The 21,546-nt window shown below is 70.8% G+C and carries 15 protein-coding genes; 10 read left to right on the top strand and 5 right to left on the bottom strand.

Translation table 11 applies throughout. The features are described 5' to 3' along the window. Positions 1-363 precede the first annotated feature (363 nt). Together ACH5AF_RS32255 and ACH5AF_RS32250 are read left to right on the top strand one after the other, a co-directional pair. Complete coding sequence (locus tag ACH5AF_RS32255) at positions 364-1,389, top strand: ATP-binding cassette domain-containing protein (protein WP_398906674.1); 1,026 nt, start codon at positions 364-366, stop codon at positions 1,387-1,389. Then, on the top strand, positions 1,386-2,243 hold the full coding sequence (locus ACH5AF_RS32250) for an ABC transporter permease (protein ID WP_398906672.1): 858 nt from the start codon (positions 1,386-1,388) through the stop codon (positions 2,241-2,243). Before ACH5AF_RS32255 ends, ACH5AF_RS32250 begins: the two co-directional genes overlap by 4 nt. Positions 2,244-2,314: 71 nt before the next feature. Here the strand turns inward: ACH5AF_RS32250 and greA are convergent, their stop codons facing one another. Continuing rightward, positions 2,315-2,812 carry a transcription elongation factor GreA gene (gene greA, locus ACH5AF_RS32245; protein WP_398906670.1) on the bottom strand — a complete coding sequence of 166 codons (498 nt, stop codon included), beginning with the start codon at positions 2,810-2,812 and terminating at the stop codon, positions 2,315-2,317. A 175-nt stretch (positions 2,813-2,987) separates the two neighbouring features. After that, on the bottom strand, positions 2,988-3,395 hold the full coding sequence (locus ACH5AF_RS32240; protein WP_398906668.1) for a DUF4307 domain-containing protein: 408 nt from the start codon (positions 3,393-3,395) through the stop codon (positions 2,988-2,990). Positions 3,396-3,492: 97 nt separating this feature from the next. On the opposite strand from ACH5AF_RS32240, the gene mca reads away from it, so the two are divergent. Continuing rightward, positions 3,493-4,374 (top strand): mycothiol conjugate amidase Mca, encoded by an 882-nt coding sequence (mca, locus tag ACH5AF_RS32235; RefSeq protein ID WP_398906666.1) that lies wholly within the window; start codon positions 3,493-3,495, stop codon positions 4,372-4,374. After that, positions 4,367-4,621: a hypothetical protein gene (locus ACH5AF_RS32230; protein WP_398906665.1), complete on the top strand. Its 255-nt coding sequence runs from the start codon at positions 4,367-4,369 to the stop codon at positions 4,619-4,621. Before mca ends, ACH5AF_RS32230 begins: the two co-directional genes overlap by 8 nt. Before the next feature lie 738 nt (positions 4,622-5,359). Here the strand turns inward: ACH5AF_RS32230 and ACH5AF_RS32225 are convergent. Next, positions 5,360-8,566 carry a tetratricopeptide repeat protein gene (locus tag ACH5AF_RS32225; RefSeq protein WP_398906664.1) on the bottom strand — a complete coding sequence of 1,069 codons (3,207 nt, stop codon included), beginning with the start codon at positions 8,564-8,566 and terminating at the stop codon, positions 5,360-5,362. 183 nt (positions 8,567-8,749) lie between these two features. On the opposite strand from ACH5AF_RS32225, the gene ACH5AF_RS32220 reads away from it, so the two are divergent. The 5 genes from ACH5AF_RS32220 (at position 8,750) to ACH5AF_RS32200 (ending at position 17,785) form a co-directional block, all read left to right on the top strand. Further along, on the top strand, positions 8,750-10,780 hold the full coding sequence (locus ACH5AF_RS32220; protein WP_398906662.1) for a thioredoxin domain-containing protein: 2,031 nt from the start codon (positions 8,750-8,752) through the stop codon (positions 10,778-10,780). 227 nt (positions 10,781-11,007) lie between these two features. Then, positions 11,008-12,231 carry a glycosyltransferase gene (locus tag ACH5AF_RS32215; RefSeq protein WP_398906660.1) on the top strand — a complete coding sequence of 408 codons (1,224 nt, stop codon included), beginning with the start codon at positions 11,008-11,010 and terminating at the stop codon, positions 12,229-12,231. Continuing rightward, positions 12,228-13,943, top strand: coding sequence for an ArnT family glycosyltransferase (locus ACH5AF_RS32210; RefSeq protein ID WP_398906658.1), 1,716 nt, complete (start codon positions 12,228-12,230; stop codon positions 13,941-13,943). The genes ACH5AF_RS32215 and ACH5AF_RS32210 overlap by 4 nt, the downstream gene beginning before the upstream one ends. Beyond that, positions 13,940-15,160 (top strand): glycosyltransferase, encoded by a 1,221-nt coding sequence (locus tag ACH5AF_RS32205; RefSeq protein WP_398906657.1) that lies wholly within the window; start codon positions 13,940-13,942, stop codon positions 15,158-15,160. Before ACH5AF_RS32210 ends, ACH5AF_RS32205 begins: the two co-directional genes overlap by 4 nt. A 258-nt stretch (positions 15,161-15,418) precedes the next feature. Further along, complete coding sequence (locus tag ACH5AF_RS32200) at positions 15,419-17,785, top strand: galactose oxidase-like domain-containing protein (protein ID WP_398906790.1); 2,367 nt, start codon at positions 15,419-15,421, stop codon at positions 17,783-17,785. 151 nt (positions 17,786-17,936) lie between these two features. Here ACH5AF_RS32200 and ACH5AF_RS32195 read toward each other — a convergent pair whose 3' ends face one another. Together ACH5AF_RS32195 and ACH5AF_RS32190 are read right to left on the bottom strand one after the other, a co-directional pair. Beyond that, positions 17,937-18,596, bottom strand: a complete 660-nt coding sequence (locus ACH5AF_RS32195; protein ID WP_398906655.1) for a TetR/AcrR family transcriptional regulator — start codon at positions 18,594-18,596, stop codon at positions 17,937-17,939. Positions 18,597-18,757: 161 nt separating this feature from the next. Then, positions 18,758-19,435, bottom strand: a complete 678-nt coding sequence (locus ACH5AF_RS32190) for a hemolysin III family protein (protein WP_398906653.1) — start codon at positions 19,433-19,435, stop codon at positions 18,758-18,760. A gap of 229 nt (positions 19,436-19,664) precedes the next feature. Here ACH5AF_RS32190 and ACH5AF_RS32185 point away from each other — a divergent pair, with 229 nt between their 5' ends. Further along, the gene (locus ACH5AF_RS32185; protein ID WP_398906651.1) at positions 19,665-21,503 is read left to right on the top strand and encodes a phosphoenolpyruvate carboxykinase (GTP); all 1,839 of its coding nucleotides are present in this window, start codon (positions 19,665-19,667) and stop codon (positions 21,501-21,503) included. Positions 21,504-21,546 lie beyond the last annotated feature (43 nt).

Genomic DNA, 21,546 nt, shown 5'->3' with positions numbered 1-21,546 from the left:
ACCGGGCGCGTCCGGCGGTGGTTCATGCGAGGGCCGTGCCTCTCGGCGGCCTCGGGAGGTCGACCCGACCGGCGGCAGTTCACGCGACCGCCGTGCCCGCCGGCGCTTCGAGAGGCCGATCCGCCCCGCAGCGGCCCACGCGACATCCGCGCACACACGGCACGGCGGTACGCCGGCGGCACCCGGCCCGTCTCCCCAGGACTCGCGCGGCGCCCGTGTGCAGCGGATGTCGTAACTCGCTTGAGAGACGCGATGTATCGCGTTACTGTGCCGACGTGGCCGCATCCGCCTGGGCGGATCCGCGGGCATGTGTACATGTTCGTCCAGAAGTGACCCATCCACCCGTCATCTTGGGAGACCCCCATGCCAGGCGCCATCCATGCCGAAGGTCTGGTGAAGACCTTCGGCGAGGTCAGGGCACTCGACGGCGTCGATCTCGACGTCCCCGAAGGCACGGTCCTCGGACTTCTCGGCCCGAACGGCGCCGGCAAGACCACCACCGTGCGCGTACTGACCACCCTGCTCCGGCCCGACAGCGGCCGCGCCGTCGTCGCCGGGATCGATGTGCTCCAGCACCCCAACGAGGTGCGCAGGTCCATCGGTCTGTCCGGCCAGTTCGCGGCCGTCGACGAGTACCTGACCGGCCGGGAGAACCTCCAGATGGTCGGGCGGCTCTACCAGATGAACGCGCGGGACGCGAAGATCCGGGCGGGCGAGCTGCTGGAGCGGTTCAACCTCGCCGACGCCGCCGACCGCCCCGCCAAGACCTACTCCGGCGGTATGCGCCGCCGGCTGGACCTGGCCGCGGCCCTGGTCGTCTCCCCGCCCGTGATGTTCATGGACGAGCCGACGACCGGCCTCGACCCGCGCAACCGCCAGCAGCTGTGGGAGGTCATCCAGGAACTCGTCCGCGGCGGCACGACCCTGCTGCTCACGACGCAGTATCTGGAGGAGGCCGACCACCTCGCGGACAACATCTGCGTCGTCGACCACGGCAAGGTCATCGCCCGGGGCACCGCCGACCAGCTCAAGGCCCGCACCGGCGGCGAGCGCGTCGAGGTCGTCGTGCACCACCCCGACGAGATAGCCCCGGCCCGCGAGGCCCTCACCGCCTACGGCAAGGGCGAGGTCACGGTCGCCGAGCACACCCGCAAGCTCACCGTCCCGGTCACGGGCGGCGCCAAACTGCTCGCCGAGGTCATCCGCGACCTCGACACCCGTGGCGTGGAGATCGACGACATCGGTCTGCGCCGGCCCACCCTCGACGACGTGTTCATCTCGCTGACCGGCCACGCGGCCGAGGTCGCCGACGAGAACAACGGCGTGGAGCAGGACGCCGAACAGAAGCACGGTCACGGCCGCAAGAACCGGAAGGAGAGCACGAAGTGAGCACCTCAGCGGACGCCGCCCACGTCACGGCCCCGCGGCCGCGCGGCGGCATCGGACAGTCGGTCGGCGACTCGCTCGTCGTCGCCAAGCGCAACCTCATCCGCATGACCCGCATCCCCGAGATGATCATCTTCGGCATGATCCAGCCGGTCATGTTCGTGGTGCTGTTCAGCTACGTCTTCGGCGGCTCCATCTCGGTCGGAGGCAGCCTCTCCCCGGCCGACTACCGGGAGTTCCTGATGGCGGGCATCTTCGCGCAGACCGTCACGTTCGCCACCGCCGGAGCGGGCGCGGGGATCGCCGACGACATGCACAAGGGCCTCATGGACCGCTTCCGTTCCCTGCCGATGGCACGTGGCGCGGTGCTCACCGGCCGCACACTCGCCGATCTGGTGCAGACCGCGCTCACTCTGGTCGTGCTCGCGGTCGTCGCCCTGCTCGTCGGCTGGCGCACACATGAGAACGGCGGCAAGGTGCTGGCCGGTTTCCTCCTGCTGCTCCTGCTCGGCTACGCCTTCTCCTGGATCGGCGCGCTGATCGGACTGTCGGTGCGCACCCCGGAGGCGGCCACGTCCGGCGGGCTCATCTGGCTCTTCCCGTTGACGTTCATCTCGAACGCGTTCGTTCCCTCCGACAACATGCCGACGTTTCTCCGGCACATTGCCGAGTGGAACCCCTTCAGCGCGACCGTTCAGGCGGCGCGTGAGCTGTTCGGGAACTTCCCGACGGGTTACCAGGCGCCCGACGCCTGGCCGATGCAGCACCCGATTCTGGCCTCGGTCATCTGGTCGGTGGTCATCATCGCGATCTTCAGGACCCTCGCGGTCCGCAAGTACCGCTCCGCTTCCGTCTGAACACGGACACACCAAGGGGGCCGGACCGCGCGTGCGTGGTCCGGCCCCCTTTGGTCTGCGGTGGGTCGGGCTCAGCTCGTGTACGGCTTGGCCGCGAGGATCGTCACCGACGCCTTGTTGCCGTTCGGCAGCTCGTACTCGGCGTCCTCGCCGACCTTCTTGCCGTTCACGCCGGAGCCCAGCGGGGACTGCGGCGAGTACGTCTCGATGTCCGCGCTCGCGTACTCCCGCGAAGCCATCAGGAAGGTCAGGGTGTCGCTCTCGTCGCCGTCGAAGGCGATCGTGACGACCATGCCGGGCTCGACGACGCCGTCGTCCGCGGGGGCCTCGCCGACCTTCGCGTTGTCGAGAAGCTGGGTCAGCTGGCGCACCCGGAGCTCCTGCTTGCCCTGCTCCTCCTTGGCCGCGTGGTACCCGCCGTTCTCCCGCAGGTCGCCCTCCTCACGGGCCGCCTCGATCTTCTTGGCGATCTCCGTGCGCGCGGGACCAGACAGGTACTCCAGCTCGGCCTTGAGCTGGTTGTACGCCTCCTGGGTGAGCCAGGTGACGTTGTCGCTGGTCTGGGTCACAGGTGCTCCTCGTAGGTACTGGGAATACAAAGCATCGCCCTACTCAGAAGGATTGTCCGTCCCGAGCGGGCGAAACCACGAGCCTAACAATTCCGGGGCGAAAGGGGGAGGACAAAAATGCTCAGAGTGTAAAAGTCCCTGGTCAGACCCGTGACTCGCCGATGAAACCGCCCGGTCAGGAGGCGCTGCAGCCCAGCAGCTCCGCGCTCGTCGCCTGCTCGGTGGTACGGATCCTCACGACCTGGTCGATCCGGCTCTCGCCCGTACGGTCGATCGGCACGTCGAGGCGGCCCACCTCGCTGCCGGCCTCCGACAGCGAGCGCAGGGTGCAGGTGCCGGTGGCGTCCTCGTCCTTGCGGACCTCCAGGTGCACCTGGACCTCGTTCGCACCCTCGACGACATCGAACTTGATCACTTCGGCGCTGATCTTCTGGCCGGCGATGTAGTCGTAGCCGAACCAGCCGACCATCGCGAGAAGGCCGGCGCCGAGCACCGCGCCGATCATGCGCAGCCTGCGGTCCGCGCGCTCGTCCGCGGAGCGGCCGTAACGCCCCTGCGGTAGCTCCTCGCGTACAGCCGCCATGATCTTTCCCCTCGCGTGCCGGAGGCAGGAATTTTCCGTCCGCCGATTCGGTCACTATAGAAGCCGCACGACGCGACGAATCATTGAGGATCGAGTCTTGACTGAGCAGCTTCGACTGATGGCCGTGCACGCCCACCCCGACGACGAGTCGAGCAAGGGCGCGGCCACGATGGCCAAGTATGTGTCCGAGGGGGTGGACGTGCTGGTCGTGACCTGCACGGGAGGCGAGCGCGGCTCCATCCTCAATCCCAAGCTCCAGGGCGATGCCTACATCGAGGAGCACATTCACGAGGTCCGCAAGAAGGAGATGGACGAGGCGCGGGAGATCCTCGGCGTCAAGCAGGAGTGGCTCGGCTTCGTCGACTCCGGCCTGCCGGAGGGCGACCCGCTGCCCCCGCTGCCCGAGGGTTGCTTCGCGCTGGAGGACATCGACAAGGCCGCCGGCGAGCTGGTGCGCAAGATCCGCGCCTTCCGTCCCCAGGTCATCACGACCTACGACGAGAACGGCGGCTACCCGCACCCCGACCACATCATGACCCACAAGATCACGATGGTGGCCTTCGACGGCGCGGCGGACGCCGAGACGTTCCCCGAGTCCGAGTACGGCCCGGCGTACCAGCCGCAGAAGCTGTACTACAACCAGGGCTTCAACCGCCCGCGCACGGTCGCCCTGCACGAGGCGCTGCTCGAGCGGGGCCTGGAGTCCCCGTACGGGGAGTGGCTGGAGCGCTGGAAGGAGTTCGAGCGCGCCGAGCGCACGCTGACCACGTATGTGCCCTGCGCCGACTTCTTCGAGACCCGCGACAGGGCGCTGATCGCGCACGCCACGCAGATCGATCCGGACGGCGGCTGGTTCCGGGTGCCGATGGAGATCCAGAAGAAGGTCTGGCCGACGGAGGAGTACGAGCTGGCGAAGTCGCTCGTCGATACGTCCCTCCCCGAGGACGACCTCTTCGCGGGCATCCGCGACAATGCCTGACATGAGCGCAAGCGCAAACCTCGCCATGACGCAGGTCGCCACCCTCGCCAAGGAGCTCGACGAGAACAAGGTCACCCCGGGTGTCCTGGGCTTTCTCGTGTTCGCGGCGCTGGCTGTCGGCGTGTGGGCCCTGATGAAGTCGATGAACCGGCACATGGGCCGTGTGAACTTCGAGGAGGAGCCGGAGTCCGAGCCGTCCGCGACGGCGAAGACCGCGACGCGGAAGCCGGCGGGCGGCTCGGCCTGACCCTCACGCGCGCCCGGCCCCGCGGCAGGCGGGTGCCGGGCGCGTCTGCGCCCGGCACGGGCGCGGCGCCGGTTCGCCTGGGCGCGGCTGCGTCCTGGACCGGTGCCGATTCGCCCCCGGCGGCGGCGCGCCCAGTGCCGTCCCGCCGGGCATGGCTGCGCCACGGTGCCGGTGCGTCGGGCGTGGCTGCGCCACGGTGCCGGTGCGTCGGCGGCTTCCCGCCGCGGGGTGCGGCACGCCCTGCGGGCGTGTCCTCAAGCGCCGGACGGGCTGGAGTGGCCGGTGCACGCCGACGGCAGCGGCGCTCGGAGCCGCGGGCGCGGCGCCGGTTAGCCGGGCGCGAGCAGGCCCGGCGTGTCCTCAAGCGCCGGGCGGGCTGGAGTGGCGTGGCCGCAGCCGTTCCGTTGCCGGCCCCAGCCGCGGCGCATGTGGGCGGTGCACGCCGACGGCAGCGGCGCTCGGAGCGCGGGCGCGGCGCCGGTTAGCTGAGCGCGAGCAGGCCTGCGGGCGTCCCAAGCGCCGGGCGGGCTGGAGTGGCGTGGCCGCAGCCGTTCCGTTGCCGGCCCCAGCCGCGGCGCACGTGGCCGGTGCACGGGGACGGCAGCGGCGCTCGGAGCCGCGGGCGCGGCGCCGGTTAGCCGGGCGCGAGCAGGCCCGCGGGTGTCCTCAAGCGCCGGGCGGGCCCGGAGCCGTCGCCGCCGGTGCGCCTACGGCCCTGGAGCCGGTGGCGCCACCGCCCTACTTCGGCGCCGCCACCGGCACCCCCATCACCTCCCGCGCGTGCCGGTTCGGCACCAGGCCCAGGTGCCACACCTGCCAGCCGTCCTCCAGACGCACCCCGCGGTCCAGCATCACCGCCAGCGCCTCCGCGCAGTCCTCCAGCTTCGCGTCCCGGAACGGGTGCGAGGAGGCCATCAGTTCGGTCAGCTCCTCCTGCGCCACCACCGTGCCGACCTCCGTCCCGCCCGGGGAGGCGTACGGCAGCAGCGTGCAACGCAGGAACGCGGCCCAGTCCGCGCCGCGGCGGTCCTCGTACGACGCGAAGAGCTCCGCCGCCTCGTCGCACAGCGCCAGCGCCTGCGGGGCCCGGTTGTTGCCCGCGTCGATCAGGGCCAGCTCCAGGCACGTCCACGCCTCGCCGTGCGGCACCTTGATGCGCGCGAAGTCCGCGCGGGCGTCCATCAGCAACTGCCGGGCGAAACCGGAGTTGCGCAGGTTGCCCGTCTGGGCCGCGCGCTGGTCGCGGGTGACGCGGCCCGAGTGGTGGCGGGCGCAGGCCAGCCCGTACACGTCCCGCATCCGCGAGAACATCGTCCGCGACCGCTCCAGCTCACGGACCGCCTCGTCCCGGTCGCCGCGCTCCTCCAGCGCCTGCCCCAGGTAGTACAGGGTCCACGCCTCGCCACGGGCGTCCTCGTTCTCCCGGTGGCGGGCCAGGGCGGCCCGCAGCTCCTCCACCGCCGTGCCCGGATCGCCGTCCACCAGCCGGGCCCGCGCCAGCTGGGTCAGCGCCCATGCCTCGCCGCGGTCGTCGCGGGTGCGGCCGTACAGATCGAGGGCCGTGCGCAGCGCCGCCTCGGCGTCCGCCACAGCCCCCATCCGCAGACACACCTGCCCCAGCTGGAACTGTGTCCACGCCTCGCCGTGCAGCGACTCGCCCTCGCGGTGCAGCCGCAGTGCCGTCTCCAGCAGCCGAAGCGCCTCAGCAAGATGGGCCCGGTCCCGTTCCACCGCCGCCAGCGCGTGCAGTGACCAGGCCCGGTCCTCGGCCTGCTCGGGCGAGGACTGCAGCTCGATCGCCTCGTGCAGTTTGGCCGCCGCCTCCGTCAGGTTGCCCTGATGGTGCAGCGTGATGCCGAGCGAGCAGAGGGCGAGTGCCGCGCCGGCGTCGTGCTGCGCCTCCCGGTACAGGCCGACGACGGACGTCAGGGTCGTCCTGGCCTTGTCCAGCTCACCGAGCTGACGGGCCGCGATACCGGTACGCCACCGCACCGAGCGCTCCAGCAGCCCCTGGTCCACCGCCTGTGACAGCTCCGTCAGCTCACCCAGGCGGTACAGGTCGCCGCGCAGCAGGCAGTAGTCGCACAGCGCGCCCAGCAGCCCGAGTACGGCCTGCTGGTCCACGCCCTCGGCGTGCCGGAGCGCGGACGTGATGAAGCTCGACTCGTCGTCCAGCCAGCGCAGTGCCGCGTCCAGCGACGGGAAGCCATGGGCGCCGAACTGGCCGGCCCGCGTCGACATCTTCCCATCGACCATGCGGATCACCGCCCCGGCCAGGTCCGCGTAGTTCCCGATCAGCCGTTCCTGCGCGGCCGTCCGGTCCTTCGCGTCCTCCTCGTCCAGCAGCCGGGCCCGCGCGAAGTCCCGTACGACGTCGTGCAGCCGGTACCGGCTCGCCCGTACGTGGTCGATGAGACCCGCCCGCGCCAGCGTCGCGAGCAGCCGCTGCGCCTCCTGCTCGTCCGCGCCCAGCAGCGCGGCCGCGGCCGCCGCCCCCAGCGAGGCGCGCCCGGCCAGCGCCAGGCGGCGCAGCAGCCGCCGCGCCTGCTCGGGCTGGTCCGTGTACCGCAGCCACAGGGCACGCTCCACCGGGGCCACCGGCCCGTAGGCCCCCAGGTCCGCCGCGAGCCGGTCCGTGCTGCGCTCCCCGAGCGACGACCCGGCGATCCGCAGTGCCAGCGGCAGCCCGCCGCACAGCTCCCGCACCGCGTCCGCCGACTGGGCGTCGTACGGCCCCGCCGAGGGTTCCGCGGCCGCGGCCCGCAGCAGCTCGTCGGCGCCCGCCGCGTCCAGGGCCCGCACCGGCAGCTGATGGATCCAGGCGGGGGTGTCGTCCGGCAGCTCCAGCGGGCGGCGCGCAGTCACCAGCACCAGGCTGTCGGAGCGCTCCGGCAGCAGCGTCCGCACCTGCTCGGCGTCGCCGGCGTCGTCCAGCACGACCGTCACCGGCAGTCCGGTCAGATGCTGGTGGTACAGCTCGCCGAGCCGCCGCACCTGCTGCTCGGGTGACGACCGCTCCCGGAACAGCAGCTGCTCGCGCGGCGCCCCCAGCCGGTTCAGCAGGTGCAGGAGCGCGTCCCGGGTGGACAGCGGATGCCCGCTCTCACCGCGCAGATCGACCACGCACGCGCCGCGGAACTGGTCTTTGAGGTGGTGTGCGGCACGCACCGCCAGTGTCGTGCGGCCCGATCCGGCGTCGCCGTGGAGGACCACCACCGTCGGCCGGGTCTGCGTCGATGCGCGGGCCGCGTGCACCCATTGGGAGACCTGCGTGAGCTCATCGCGCCGCCCGGCGAAGGGGCCCTCGGCCTGCGGCAGATGAGCGAACGACTGCTCCAGCACCGACCTGCGGCGCGCTGCCGCGCTGCGGTCCGCGCCGCGCAGCTGCGGCGCCGCCGCGGCCTTCCTCGCGGGCCGCGCCGCCGAGGCCAGCATCCGCTGCTGGTCCAGGAACGGGCGGATGCCCCGTACCTCCAGCGCCGTCAGCCACTGCAGCCGCAGCTGCTCCACACCGCCCGGCTGGGCCGCCGCCCCCGCCCTGCGGTGCGCCGCCGGCCAGTGCGACGCGGTCACCTTGGCGACCGTGGTCGCGGCCCCCGCGACCGCGACGACGGCTCCCGCGCCGAGCGCCGTGCCGGCCGCGGTGCCGAGCGCGACGTCCGCGCCGATCGCGGCGACGGCCGCGACGGCCGTCACCAGGGCCGGTGTGGAAAGGTTTCCTTTGCTGAACCGCTCGGACAGCGGCAGCGCGCCCGTCTCCGCCTCGTCGAGCGCACGCTCGTACGCGGCGTACTCCTCGGCCGCGCTCGCCGCCATGGTCTCCAGCGCGGCCCGCCCACGGGCGAGCAGCATCTGCCCGTCCGTCCGTCCGCCGCCGCGCCGTACCTCTTCCTCCACGGCGCGGCCCAACAGCCGCTCCGCTTCCACCCGGTGGCTGTCTCGCATGTGCGTCCCCCTCGACGTGCGCCAATTCCGTTCGGCTACCCAGTCGTTGCGGCGTCAAGTGTCCTGCGTCCGGGCCGCCGGCGCGAGGGAGTCGGGCGAGTGCGCACGGCCCGGTGCGGCGCGCGGGCGGAGCGTGACCGTGGCGCGTGGGCGGTGACCAGGAGGGTGAGTAAGGATGGGGGTATGGCCAACCGACTTGCGCACGCCACGTCCCCGTACCTCCTCCAGCACGCGGACAACCCGGTGGACTGGTGGCCGTGGGAGCCCGCCGCCTTCGAGGAAGCTCGTCGGCGCGATGTCCCCGTCTTCCTGAGCGTGGGATACAGCGCCTGCCACTGGTGTCACGTCATGGCGCACGAGTCGTTCGAGGACGATGGGACCGCCGCGTACATGAACGAGCACTTCGTCAACGTCAAGGTGGACCGCGAGGAGCGCCCCGACGTCGACGCCGTGTACATGGAGGCGGTGCAGGCCGCGACCGGGCAGGGCGGCTGGCCGATGTCGGTCTTCATGACGCCGGACGGGGAGCCCTTCTACTTCGGCACGTACTTCCCGCCCGCCTCGCGGCATGGCATGCCGTCCTTCCGGCAGGTGCTCGAGGGCGTGGAGGGCGCGTGGAGCGGCCGACGCGCAGAGGTCGGCGAGGTCGCGGGGAGGATCACTCGCGACCTGGCAGCGCAGCAGCTGGACCATGGTGTGGGCGGCCTGCCCGGTGAGCAGGAGCTTGCTCAGGCGCTGCTCGGGCTGACCCGGGAGTACGACCCGGTGAGCGGTTGGCTCGGCGCCGGTGACACCAGGTTCCCGCCGAGCATGGTGATCGAGTTCCTGCTGCGGCACCACGCCCGGACGAAGTCGGAGGGGGCGCTGGAGATGGCCGAGGGGATCTGCGACGCCATGGCGCGCTCCAGCCTCTACGACCAGTTGGGCGGGGGCTTCCATCGGTACGTTCTTCGACAGCGGGCCGGTGGGCCTTTGGTACCGCACTTCGAGAAGATGCTCTACGACAACGCGCTGCTGTGCCGCGTGTACGCCCACCTCTGGCGGGCCACCGGCAGTGATCTGGCGCGGCGCGTCGCGCTGGAGACCGCCGACTTCCTGGTCCGCGAACTGCGCACGGCCGAGGGCGGTTTCGCCTCCGCGCTCGACGCGGACAGCGACACCCCCGAGGGCGGGCACGCCGAGGGCGCCTTCTATGTGTGGACGCCCGCGCGGTTGCGCGAGGTGCTCGGCGACGAGGGCGGGGCGCGGGCCGCGGAGCTGTTCGGAGTCACCGAGGAGGGCACCTTCGAGGAGGGCGCCTCCGTGCTGCAACTGCCGGGCGCCGAGGCGGACCCCGAGCTGCGGGCGAGGCTGCTCGCGGCGCGGGAGGAGCGGCCCAGGCCGGGCCGGGACGACAAGGTGGTGGCCGCCTGGAACGGGCTGGCGATCGCCGCTCTCGCCGAGGTGGGCGCGTACTTCGACCGCCCCGATCTGGTCGAGCGGGCCACGGAGGCCGCCGATCTGCTCGTACGGCTGCACATGGACTTCTCGGCCGGTGGCCTGCGGATGCACCGCACGTCCAAGGACGGCCGCGCCGGGGCGAACGCGGGCGTCCTGGAGGACTACGCGAACGTCGCCGAGGGCTTCCTCTCGCTCGCCGCGGTCAGCGGTGAGGGCACCTGGCTGGAGTTCGCCGGTTTCCTGCTGGACATGGTGATCGACCGGTTCAGGGTCGAGGGCGGGGCCTTTTTCGACACCGCTCACGACGCCGAGCCGCTGATCCGCCGGCCCCAGGACCCCACCGACGGCGCGGCCCCCTCGGGCTGGTCGGCGGCGGCCGGAGCCCTGCTGTCGTACGCGGCGCACACCGGGTCCGACGCCCACCGCACCGCCGCCGAGGGCGGCTTGGGCGTGGTCAAGGCGCTGGGGCCGCGAGCTCCGCGGTTCATCGGCTGGGGGCTCGCGGTGGCCGAGGCGCTGCTGGACGGGCCGCGTGAGGTGGCGGTCGTGGGGGAGCCGGGCGATCCGCACCGTGGCGAGCTGCACCGGGCGGCGCTGCTCTCGACGGCCCCGGGCGCGGTCGTGGCGGTGGGTGAGGCGGACGGCGAGGAGTTCCCGTTGCTGAGGAACCGCCCGCTGGTGAACGGGAGTTCGGCGGCGTACGTCTGTCGCGCCTTTGTGTGCGATGCACCTACAACAGAGGCATCAGAACTGGTACGGAAGCTCACCAACTGAACGTTGTCAGTCATATTATCGGACCGGCAGCGGAATGAAACGTTCCGCCTCTAGGGTCCGTACGACCAGTCAGACCAGCTGGAGGCGTGCTCACTGGGGAGTGACGCGCGCGGGGCAGTTGCGTGCGTCGTCGTACGGCCAGGGGAAACTTGCCGCGGCGCACGGGCCTAGGGGGGCTTGTGCTCATATCGGTGTTCGTTGTTGCCATTTCCGTTGCGCTTTTCTGGATGGCGGCGTTCACGCTGTGGTGGCAGATGCATGCCTGGCGTACGCCGGAGACGCTGGCTTCGACCAGATTCGTCCGGCCCGACGGCGGCGTGGGGCTGTCGTTCTCGCTGCTCCTGCCCGCCCGCCACGAGCAGGCGGTGCTGGAGCACACCATCGAGAGGCTGCTGGAGTCCAGCCACTCGAACTTCGAGATCATCGTCATCGTCGGTCACGACGACCCGGAGACCGCTGCCGTCGCCGAGCGGGCCGCCGCCCGCGACCCGGTCCGGGTCCGGGTCGTCACCGACACCCATGAGGTGAAGAACAAGCCAAAGGCGCTCAACACCGCGCTGCCGCACTGCCGCGGCGACATCGTCGGGGTCTTCGACGCCGAGGACCAGGTGCACCCTGAGCTCCTCGCGCACGTCGACCACGCCTTCACCACCACCGGCGCGGACGTCGTCCAGGGCGGTGTGCAGTTGATCAACTTTCATTCGAGCTGGTACAGCCTGCGCAACTGCCTGGAGTACTTCTTCTGGTTCCGCAGCCGGCTGCATCTGCACGCCGAGAAGGGCTTCATCCCGCTCGGCGGCAACACCGTCTTCGTCCGCACCACCGTGTTGCGCGAGGCCGGCGGCTGGGATCCGGACTGCCTGGCCGAGGACTGCGATCTCGGCGTACGGCTGTCGTCCGTCGGCAAGAAGGTCGTCGTCGCCTACGACAGCGACATGGTCACCCGGGAGGAGACCCCCGGCACGCTGATGAGCCTGCTCAAGCAGCGCACCCGCTGGAACCAGGGCTTTCTTCAGGTCTACCGCAAGAAGGACTGGACACAGCTCCCGGGCCGCGGTCAGCGGATGCTCGCCCGCTACACCCTGATGACACCGTTCCTGCAGGCGTTCTCCGGGCTGATCATTCCGGTGAACGTCGGGATAGCGCTCTTCCTCGACGTCCCCGTCGGGATCGCCATCGTGTCCTTCCTGCCGCTGATCACGGCCATGGTCACGTTCGTGTTCGAGGTTGTCGGACTGCACGACTTCGGCGTGCAGTACGGCCTGCGGGTCCGCCCCGTCCACTACATCAAGCTCATCGTCGGCGGGCCGTTCTACCAGGTGCTGCTGGCCGGCGCCGCCGTGCGCGCGGTCTGGCGCGAGCACCGCGGCCGCAACGAGTGGGAGCTGACCAGCCATGTCGGCGCGCACCTGACCGACCTGAGCGACACCCGTCAGGAGGCCGGCCGGTGACCACCACCCTGCCTCCCGTGCCCGAGGCGCCCCAAGACGCCGCCGTCACCCCGCCCCGCCCGGACCGCGCGCCGCAGGCCGTGCCCGGCTTCGTCCGGCCGGTCGTACGGTTCCGCAGCTCACGGCCCGATCTGCTGCTCTGCGCCGGGCTGCTGTGCCTGATCCTGCTCGTCCAGGGCTGGAACATCACGAACTTCCCCACCCTCAGCGACGATGAGGGCACCTACCTCGCCCAGGCGTGGGCGGTCCAGCAGGGCGACGGGCTCGCCCACTACACGTACTGGTACGACCACCCGCCGCTCGGCTGGATCCAGATCGCGTTCCTGACCTGGCTGCCCTCCCTCGTCGCACCCGAGTCGATGACCGTCGCCTCGATGCGCTGCGCGATGCTCCTGGTCAGCGCGGCGTGTGCGGTGCTGCTCTACGTCCTGGCGCGCCGGCTGTTCCTGCCGCGCTGGGCGGCGGGGCTCGCGATGCTGCTGTTCGGCCTGTCGCCGCTGTCGGTGGTCCTCCAGCGGGAGATCTTCCTCGACAACATCGCGGTGATGTGGATGCTGCTGGCGTTCTGCCTCGCCGCGTCCCCGAGCCGTCATCTGTGGCACCACTTCGCCGCGGGACTGGCGGCGGCGACCTCGGTGCTCACCAAGGAGACGATGCTGCTGGTGCTGCCCGCGCTGGTGGTGACCATGTGGAGGCACAGCCACCGCGACACCCGCAAGTTCGCGGTGACCGGCGCGATCACCGCGTGCGTGCTGATCGGCCTGGCGTACCCGCTGTACGCGCTCCTCAACGACGAGCTGTTCCCGGGCCCGGGGCATGTGTCGCTGATCGACGGCATCACGTACCAGATGAGCCGGCCAGGTTCCGGATTCATCCTCCAGGAGGGCTCCGGCTCGCACGGGGTGCTGCGCTCGTGGCTCTACTACGACACGGTGCTGCCGCTCGGCGGCCTGGCGGGCGCCGGTCTGCTGCTGTGCACCCTGCGCTGGTCGGTGACGGCACGCGCGCTCGCGGGCCCGTCGCTGGCGGTCGCGATCCTCGCGGGGGTGGCGATGCGCCCGTCGGGCTACCTCCCGGCGATGTACGTGATCCAGGCGCTCCCGTTCCTGGCGCTGGTGCTGGCGGGCGGCGCGGCGAGCGTGGCGCACGCGGTGCTGCGCAAACCACTGGGCCGTGATGCCCCGACGGGGCACGGCCGGCCCCGCCGGGCGGGGGGCGCATTCCCGACTTCCGGGACCGGTCGGCGGCGCGTCACGCGCATCACCGTGGCCGCCCTGCTCGCGCTCGCCGCCACCGCGTACATCGCGCCCCACTGGTACGAGGGCAACCGCGCCGCCCTCACCGTCGACGCCAACGCCCCATACCGCGCCGCCGCCACCTGGCTCCAGAACGAGGTCGACGACCCCGCCGGCACGCGGGTGCTCGTCGACGACGCCCTGTGGCTGGATCTCGTGCACGACGGCTTCACGCCCGGCACCGGTGCCATCTGGTTCTACAAGGCCGACCTCGACCCGGCCGTCACGAAGACCATGCCCCGCGGCTGGCGCGACATCGACTACGTCGTCTCGTCCCCGACCGTTCGGCGCGACGCGGTCGATCTCCCCAACGTCAAGGCCGCTCTGGAGCATTCGACGCCGGTCGCCGTGTTCGGCGACGGCGAGGACCGCATCGAGATCCGCCGTGTCAGCCGGACCGATGGAGGCGAACTGTGACCACCCCCCGTACGGGCACCGAGGAACTCGGCGATCCGAAGTCGAGTGCCACCCAGATCGCCGAGCCCGGTGCCGTCACCCTCGTGATCCCGACCTTCAACGAGTCGGGGAACATCCGCGAACTGCTGCGCCGGATCAGCGAATCCGTGCCTGCCCGGCTGCCCTGCGAGGTCGTCTTCGTCGACGACTCCACCGACGACACCCCTGACGTGATCCGCAGTGCCGCGCAGGACTGCGCCTTCCCGGTCTCGGTACTGCACCGCGGCGAGGCGGTCGGCGGGCTCGGCGGAGCTGTCGTGGAGGGCATGAAGCAGGCGGGCTCCGAATGGATCGTCGTCATGGATGCCGACCTCCAGCATCCTCCCGCGGTCGTGCCGGAGTTGGTGGCGGCGGGGGAGCGCGCATCGGCGGACCTCGTCGTGGCCAGCCGGTACATCAGGGGCGGCAGCCGGGAAGGCCTCGCCGGCGGCTATCGCATCGCCGTCTCCCGTGGGGCGACCTGGCTGACCAAAGCCCTCTTCCCACGTCGGCTGCGCGGGGTCAGCGACCCGATGAGCGGGTTCTTCGCCATCCGCCGCAGTGTGGTCACCGCCGACGTCCTGCGGCCGCTCGGCTACAAGATCCTGCTGGAGCTGGCGGTGCGCTGCCGTCCGGAGACGGTCGCGGAGGTGCCGTTCGTCTTCCAGGACCGGTTCGCGGGCGAGTCCAAGTCGACGGCCCGGGAAGGGATGCGGTTCCTCGGGCATCTCGCGGGGCTGCGCGCGGCCTCGCCGGTGGCGCGGATGATCGGGTTCGGCCTGATCGGGCTCACCGGATTCGTGCCGAACCTCGCGGGGCTGCATCTGCTGACCGCCGCCGGGATGCACTACCTGACGGCCGAGATCGTGGCCAACCAGTTCGGTGTCGTGTGGAACTTCCTCCTCATCGAGGTGCTGCTCTTCCGCGACCGCCGCTGCCACCGGCACTGGGCGGACCGGGTGGGCCGGTTCGCACTGCTGGCCAACGCCGATCTGCTGCTGCGCATTCCGCTCATCGCGTTGTTCGTGGGCCGGCTGGGGATGGCGGTGCTGCCCGCGACGGCGCTGGCGCTGCTGACCACGTTCGTGCTGCGGTTCGCGGCGACGGAGGCGCTGGTCTACCTGCCGGGCAGAAGGAGCGCGCCGCGCGCCCGCCGGAGGGGAGCGCGTGCCGTGGCCGAGGAACGTGTCAGCCCCTGAGCCGCCGTGCCCGGCCCGGGAGCCCGTGGTCCGGCGGGACCCGCCCGTACAGCCCGGTGCCGTACAGCCCCGCTCGAACCACCCGGCGCCGTAGGGACATTCACCAGCCATCACCTGGTCAGCCGCATGAAGCGAGCGCATGAAGTGAGCGCGCGAAGCGAGCGCACGAAGGGAACCGCCATGTCTCCACCCACCCGTCCGCACCCGCCCCGGGGCGCCCGCAGCAGACGCCGTACCGCGCTGCTCGCGGTCGGTGTCATGACCACGGCGCTGTTGGTCTCCGCCCCGCAGGCCGCACAGGCAGGCCCGCCCAACCTGATCTCCAACCCCGGCTTCGAGACCGCCGGTACAGGGGACATGCCGGACTGCTGGTCCAGGTCCGGCTGGGGCGACAACGACTTCACCTTCGAGACCGTCGCCGACGCGCACTCCGGTTCCACGGCGATGAAGGTCTCGCTCACGCGCCGCGTCGACGGCGACCGCAAGGCGCTGATCACCGAGAACACGGCCTGCGCCCCGACCGTGACGCCGGAGCGGCAGTACGACCTCTCCCTCTGGTACAAGTCCACGACCCCCGACACGGCCATCACCCTCTTCCGGCGCGACACCACAGCCGGCTGGCAGTACTGGACGGACCTCAAGACCCTCGACATGAGCGCCGGTTACCAGCGCGCCGAGGTCCGTACCCCTGCCGTCCCGCCCGGCACCGACAAGATCGCGTGGGGGGTGTCGGTGTACGGCACCGGCTCGGTCACCACCGACGACTACGCCATGGAAGAGGTGTCCGCCCCCGCGCCCGCACCACAGTGCACGGGCACGCCCGAGGAGTGCGCCAAGGGCCGCTGGGACGTCCTGCCGGTGCAGAACCCGGTGCGCTCGATGCACTCGGTGGTGATGCACAACAGCAAGGTGCTGGTGATCGCGGGCTCGGGCAACGACCCGGCGCAGTTCGCGGCGGGCACGTTCACCTCGGCGGTGTACGACCCGGCGAAGGGCACGTTCCGCACGATACCGACGCCGGCCGACATGTTCTGCTCGGGCCATGTGCAGCTCCAGGACGGCAAGATCCTGATCATGAGCGGCACCAAGGGCTATCCGTCGGCGGACGGCTCGATCGGTTACCAGGGCCTGAAGGACTCGTTCGTCTTCGACCCGCAGACCGAGACCTACACCCGCACGAACGACATGCACGACGGCCACTGGTACCCGTCGGCGACCATCCTCGGCAACGGTGACGTCATCTCCTTCGGAGGTCTGAAGGAGGACTCCACCGGCAATGTGACCACGGAGAGGTTCTCCGCCGCGCAGAACAAGTGGCTGCCCATCAACGAGGTCAACCAGACCTGGTCGTACTGGGGCCTGTACCCGTCGATGATCCTGATGCAGGACGGCCGGCTGTTCTACTCCGGCAGCCACACGTTCGGCAACGGCACCCCGGGCACGGGCGCGTCCATCTACGACTCCACCGCCAACACGATCACCGATGTCCCCGGCCTGCAGGCCAAGGACGAGCGCGACGAGTCGGCGAGCGTCCTCCTGCCGCCCGCGCAGGACCAGCGGGTGCTGACCATCGGCGGCGGCAACAACGAGACCAACCCGGCCGCCAACCGGTACACGGACATCATCGACCTCAAGCAGCCCGACCCGGCCTATGTGCACGGCCCGTTGCTGCCGCAGGGCGAGGTCGACCAGGGGCAGGGCCGCCGTCCGCAGACCGGTGCTGAGGGCAAGATGTACGTCTCCGCGGTGCTGCTGCCGGACGGGAAGGTCTTCGAGACCGGCGGCGCGCTGCACGACCGGGCCGACCCGGTGTACGAGGCGTCCTTCTTCGACCCGGTGACCAACACCTACGAGGCGGGGCTCGCGACGGACCCGATCCCGCGCGGCTACCACTCCTCGTCGTTCCTGCTGCCGGACGGCCGGGTGATGTCGGTCGGTGACAACCCGGGCAACGGCACGTACAACCACAACGTGTCGATCTACACGCCGCCGTATCTGCTCCAGGGCGCGCGCCCGCAGATCACCTCGGTGATCGACGGTGAGTGGACGTACGGCGACACGCAGCGGATCACGGTCGACCGGCCGATCGCCAAGGCGGAGCTGATCCGCCCGGCGGCCGTGACGCACTCCTCCGACCCGAACCAGCGGTTCGTGGACCTGCCGATGACGGTCGACGGGAACAACGTGGACCTCAATGTCACCAGCAACCCGAACCTGGCGCCGCCGGGCTGGTACATGCTCTTCGCGGTCGACGCGAACGGCGTGCCGTCGGTGGCGAAGTGGGTGCGTCTCGGGGGTCCGGCGGCGACGGCCGCGGACGCGCCCTCGGCGCACGTGCACTCCTTCGCCGACGATGCGGCCAAGAAGCCGAAGAAGCCGCTGAAGAAGCGGAGTTCGGTGCCCGTGAGTCCGCAGATCGCCGGATGCGACCGCCACTACGGGAACGCGGGTGTGTGCGTGCCGACCGTCTTCCCGAAGACGGTGAAGCGGACGACGGCGGCGCGGTGCGAGTGGCTGAAGGCGCACGACTACGGCCGGTTGAAGGTGAACGGCGGGGACGACCCGCTGCACCTGGACCCTAACCGCGACGGAGTGGCGTGCGGGAAGGGTGACATGAGGCGTTAGCGGGGCCGGCTGCCGGAGTTGGTCCAGACCTCTTTGACGGTAGGTCTGGACCAACTTGCGTCTCCGGCGGCGGAACCCACACCGCCCGAAGGAGCCCGCGCTGAACAAGGGCCTGGTGGAGGCCCTGCCCGCTGTCGGAGGCCAGGACTCCCTAGAGGCGCAGGCCGCCCTCCAGCACGTCCATCGTGCGGTCGACGAGCGCGGCCAGGTCGTCCTTCTGGCCGTGCTCGGCCCAGCGCGGCATCGCCTCGCGCAGCGCACCCATCACCGCCGCGGTGAAGATCCGCACCTCCAGGTCGTCCGGCGAACGCCCGGCCGGCGCGGCGATCGGCGCGGCGAGCACCTGCGAGGTCTCGGCCATCGTCCCGGTGAGCCGTGCGCGCAGCGACGGGACCTCGGACATGAGCCGCGTCCGCAGGCGCAGTTCCTCGGGCTCCTGCTCGGCGATCGAGGCGACCGCCTCGGTGAGGACGGCCCGCAGGGAGGCGAGGGGCGGCTCGCCGGCGGGCCTGGCGTTCAGCGCGGCCACCATCGCCGCGTCGTGTTCGTCGGTGAGGACGATGTCTTCCTCGGTGGGGAAGTAGCGGAAGACGGTGGAGGGCGACACCTCGGCGGCCGCGGCGATCTGCTCGACGGTGGTCGCGTCGTAGCCCTGCTCGGCGATCAACCGGTAGGCGGCCGTACGGATGGCGATGCGCGTCTTGATCCTCTTGCGCTCCCGCAGCCCGGGGCGCGGCCGGTTCTCGGCGACCGCTTCGCGCGAGGCGGCTCGCGGCAGGGTGCGCGCGGTGGTGCGTGTACTGGCGGCCATGACCCTCATTGCCGTGCATCGGCACGGGCCCGGCCGCGGTGGTGGACGGCCCACGCCATGGGCTACGGGCCGACCGCTGGTGCGGGCGGCAGCGGTGGACGGCCCGCGCGCCATGGGCCACGGGCCGTCCGGTGGAGATGCTGCCGGGGCGGTGGCGCGGGTCAGGAGTGCTGGTACGCCACCAGCGAGATCCCCACGTAGTGCACGATGAACGCCGCGAGCGTGAGGGAGTGGAAGACCTCGTGGAAGCCGAACCAGCGCGGTGACGGGTTCGGCCGCTTCATCCCGTAGATCACGCCGCCCGCGCTGTAGAGCAGCCCGCCGGCGATGACCAGCACCAGGACGGCGACCCCGCCCTCGCGCAGGAAGTCGGGCAGGAAGAAGACGGCGGCCCAGCCCATCGCGATGTAACAGGGCGTGTACAGCCAGCGCGGGGCGCCGACCCAGAACACCCGGAAGGCGATGCCTGCCAGCGCCGCCGCCCACACCGCCCACAGCAGCACCCGGCCGGTGGAGTCGGGTAGCAGGAGCAGGGTCAGCGGAGTGTAGGTGCCAGCGATGATCAGGAAGATGTTCGCGTGATCGAGCCGGCGCAGCACGGCCGTGGCCCGCGGGCCCCAGGTGCCCCGGTGGTAGAGCGCGCTGACGCCGAACAGCAGGCAGGCGGTCAGGCCATAGATCGCGCAGGCGATCCGCCCGCGCGTGGAGTCCGCCAGCGCCGTGAGCACGATTCCCGATATCAGGGCGGCGGGGAACATCCCGGCATGCAGCCAGCCGCGCAGTCTCGGCTTCACCGGTTGCGCGGCTGTCTCGGTCACTTCAGGGACGGCTGCAGTCATGCCCGGCATGTTACCTACGCGACCGTAGGTAACCAGGCATGAGTGGCTATGCTCGCGCGCGAGTGGCCATGCTCACGTGAGGGGTCCTCTGGACATATGGGCATTCGGCATCGATGATCAGATGAGTGCGGTCGGCACCGGATGAGCGCCAGCCACAAGTAGGTCGAAGCATCCGGGTCGCAGCCCCCACGGGGCAACAACCAAATGGACCCCTCATTTAGGAGCGATCGTGGCGCGCGACATCGCGGCTCCCCTGCCCACCACCCACCAGGAACTGATCGCCTGGGTCGACGAGATCGCGGCGATCACACAGCCCGACGAGATCGTCTGGTGCGACGGCTCAGAAGCCGAGTACGAGCGGCTGTGCGAGGAGCTGGTGGCCAAGGGCACCTTCCGGAAACTGGATCCGATCAAGCGCCCGAACTCGTACTACGCCGCCTCCGACCCGACCGACGTCGCACGCGTCGAGGACCGGACCTTCATCTGCTCCGAGAAGGAGGAGGACGCCGGGCCGACGAACCACTGGAAGGCCCCGGCGGAGATGAAGGCCATCTTCACCGGAGAAGGAGACAGTTTCGCCGGAGAGAAGGGCATCTTCCGCGGCTCGATGAAGGGCCGGACGATGTACGTCGTCCCGTTCTGCATGGGCCCGCTCGGCTCGCCCCTGTCCGCGATCGGCGTCGAGATCACCGACTCCGCCTACGTCGCCGTCTCCATGCGCACCATGACTCGCATGGGACAGCCGGTCCTCGACGAGCTCGGCACCGACGGATTCTTCGTCAGGGCCGTCCACACGCTGGGTGCGCCCCTGGCCGAGGGCGAGGCCGACGTGCCGTGGCCGTGCAACTCCACCAAGTACATCTCGCACTTCCCCGAGACCCGTGAGATCTGGTCCTACGGCTCGGGCTACGGCGGCAACGCCCTGCTCGGCAAGAAGTGCTACGCCCTGCGCATCGCGTCCGTCATGGCGCGCGACGAGGGCTGGCTCGCCGAGCACATGCTGATCCTGAAGCTGACGCCGCCGCAGGGCGAGTCCAAGTACGTCGCCGCCGCGTTCCCGTCCGCCTGTGGCAAGACCAACCTCGCCATGCTGGAGCCCACGATCTCCGGCTGGACCGTCGAGACCATCGGTGACGACATCGCCTGGATGCGCTTCGGCGAGGACGGCCGCCTCTACGCGATCAACCCCGAGGCCGGCTTCTTCGGCGTCGCGCCCGGCACCGGCGAGCACACCAATGCCAACGCCATGAAGACCCTGTGGGGCAACGCCGTCTTCACCAACGTCGCGCTCACCGACGACAACGACATCTGGTGGGAGGGCATGACCGAGGAGTCGCCCAAGCACCTCACGGACTGGAAGGGCAACGACTGGACGCCGGACTCCGAGACTCCGGCCGCCCACCCCAACGCCCGCTTCACCGTCCCTGCCTCGCAGTGCCCGATCATCGCGCCCGAGTGGGAGGACCCGAAGGGCGTGCCGATCTCGGCGATCCTCTTCGGCGGCCGCCGCGCCTCCGCCGTTCCGCTGGTGACCGAGTCCTTCGACTGGAACCACGGCGTCTTCCTCGGCGCGAACGTCGCCTCCGAGAAGACCGCCGCCGCCGAGGGCAAGGTCGGCGAGCTGCGCCGCGACCCGTTCGCCATGCTGCCGTTCTGCGGTTACAACATGGGCGACTACATGGGCCACTGGATCAAGGTCGGCAAGACTGCGGACCAGGCGAAGCTACCCAAGATCTACTACGTGAACTGGTTCCGCAAGAACGACGCGGGCAAGTTCGTGTGGCCCGGTTTCGGCGAGAACAGCCGCGTGCTGAAGTGGATCGTGGAGCGCCTGGAGGGCAAGGCTGGGGGTGTCGAGACCCCGATCGGCATCCTGCCGACGCGTGACGCGCTCGACACCGACGGTCTGGACCTGCCCGAGGAAGACCTCGACTTCCTGCTCAAGGTCGACGCCGAGGTGTGGCGCGAGGAGGCCGCCCTGGTCCCCGAGCACCTCAACACCTTCGGCGACCACACGCCCAAGGAGCTGTGGGACGAGTACCGCGCGCTGGTCGCCCGCCTCGGCTGACCTGCCCGGCCCTTTGAGCCACGTGGCGGGGCGCCCCGACATC

It is taken from the genome of Streptomyces sp. NPDC018833 (assembly GCF_044390825.1).
GTDB lineage: Bacteria > Actinomycetota > Actinomycetes > Streptomycetales > Streptomycetaceae > Streptomyces.
Note: the sequence above shows the minus strand (reverse complement) of the source record. Positions and strands in the feature narration are given on the sequence as shown.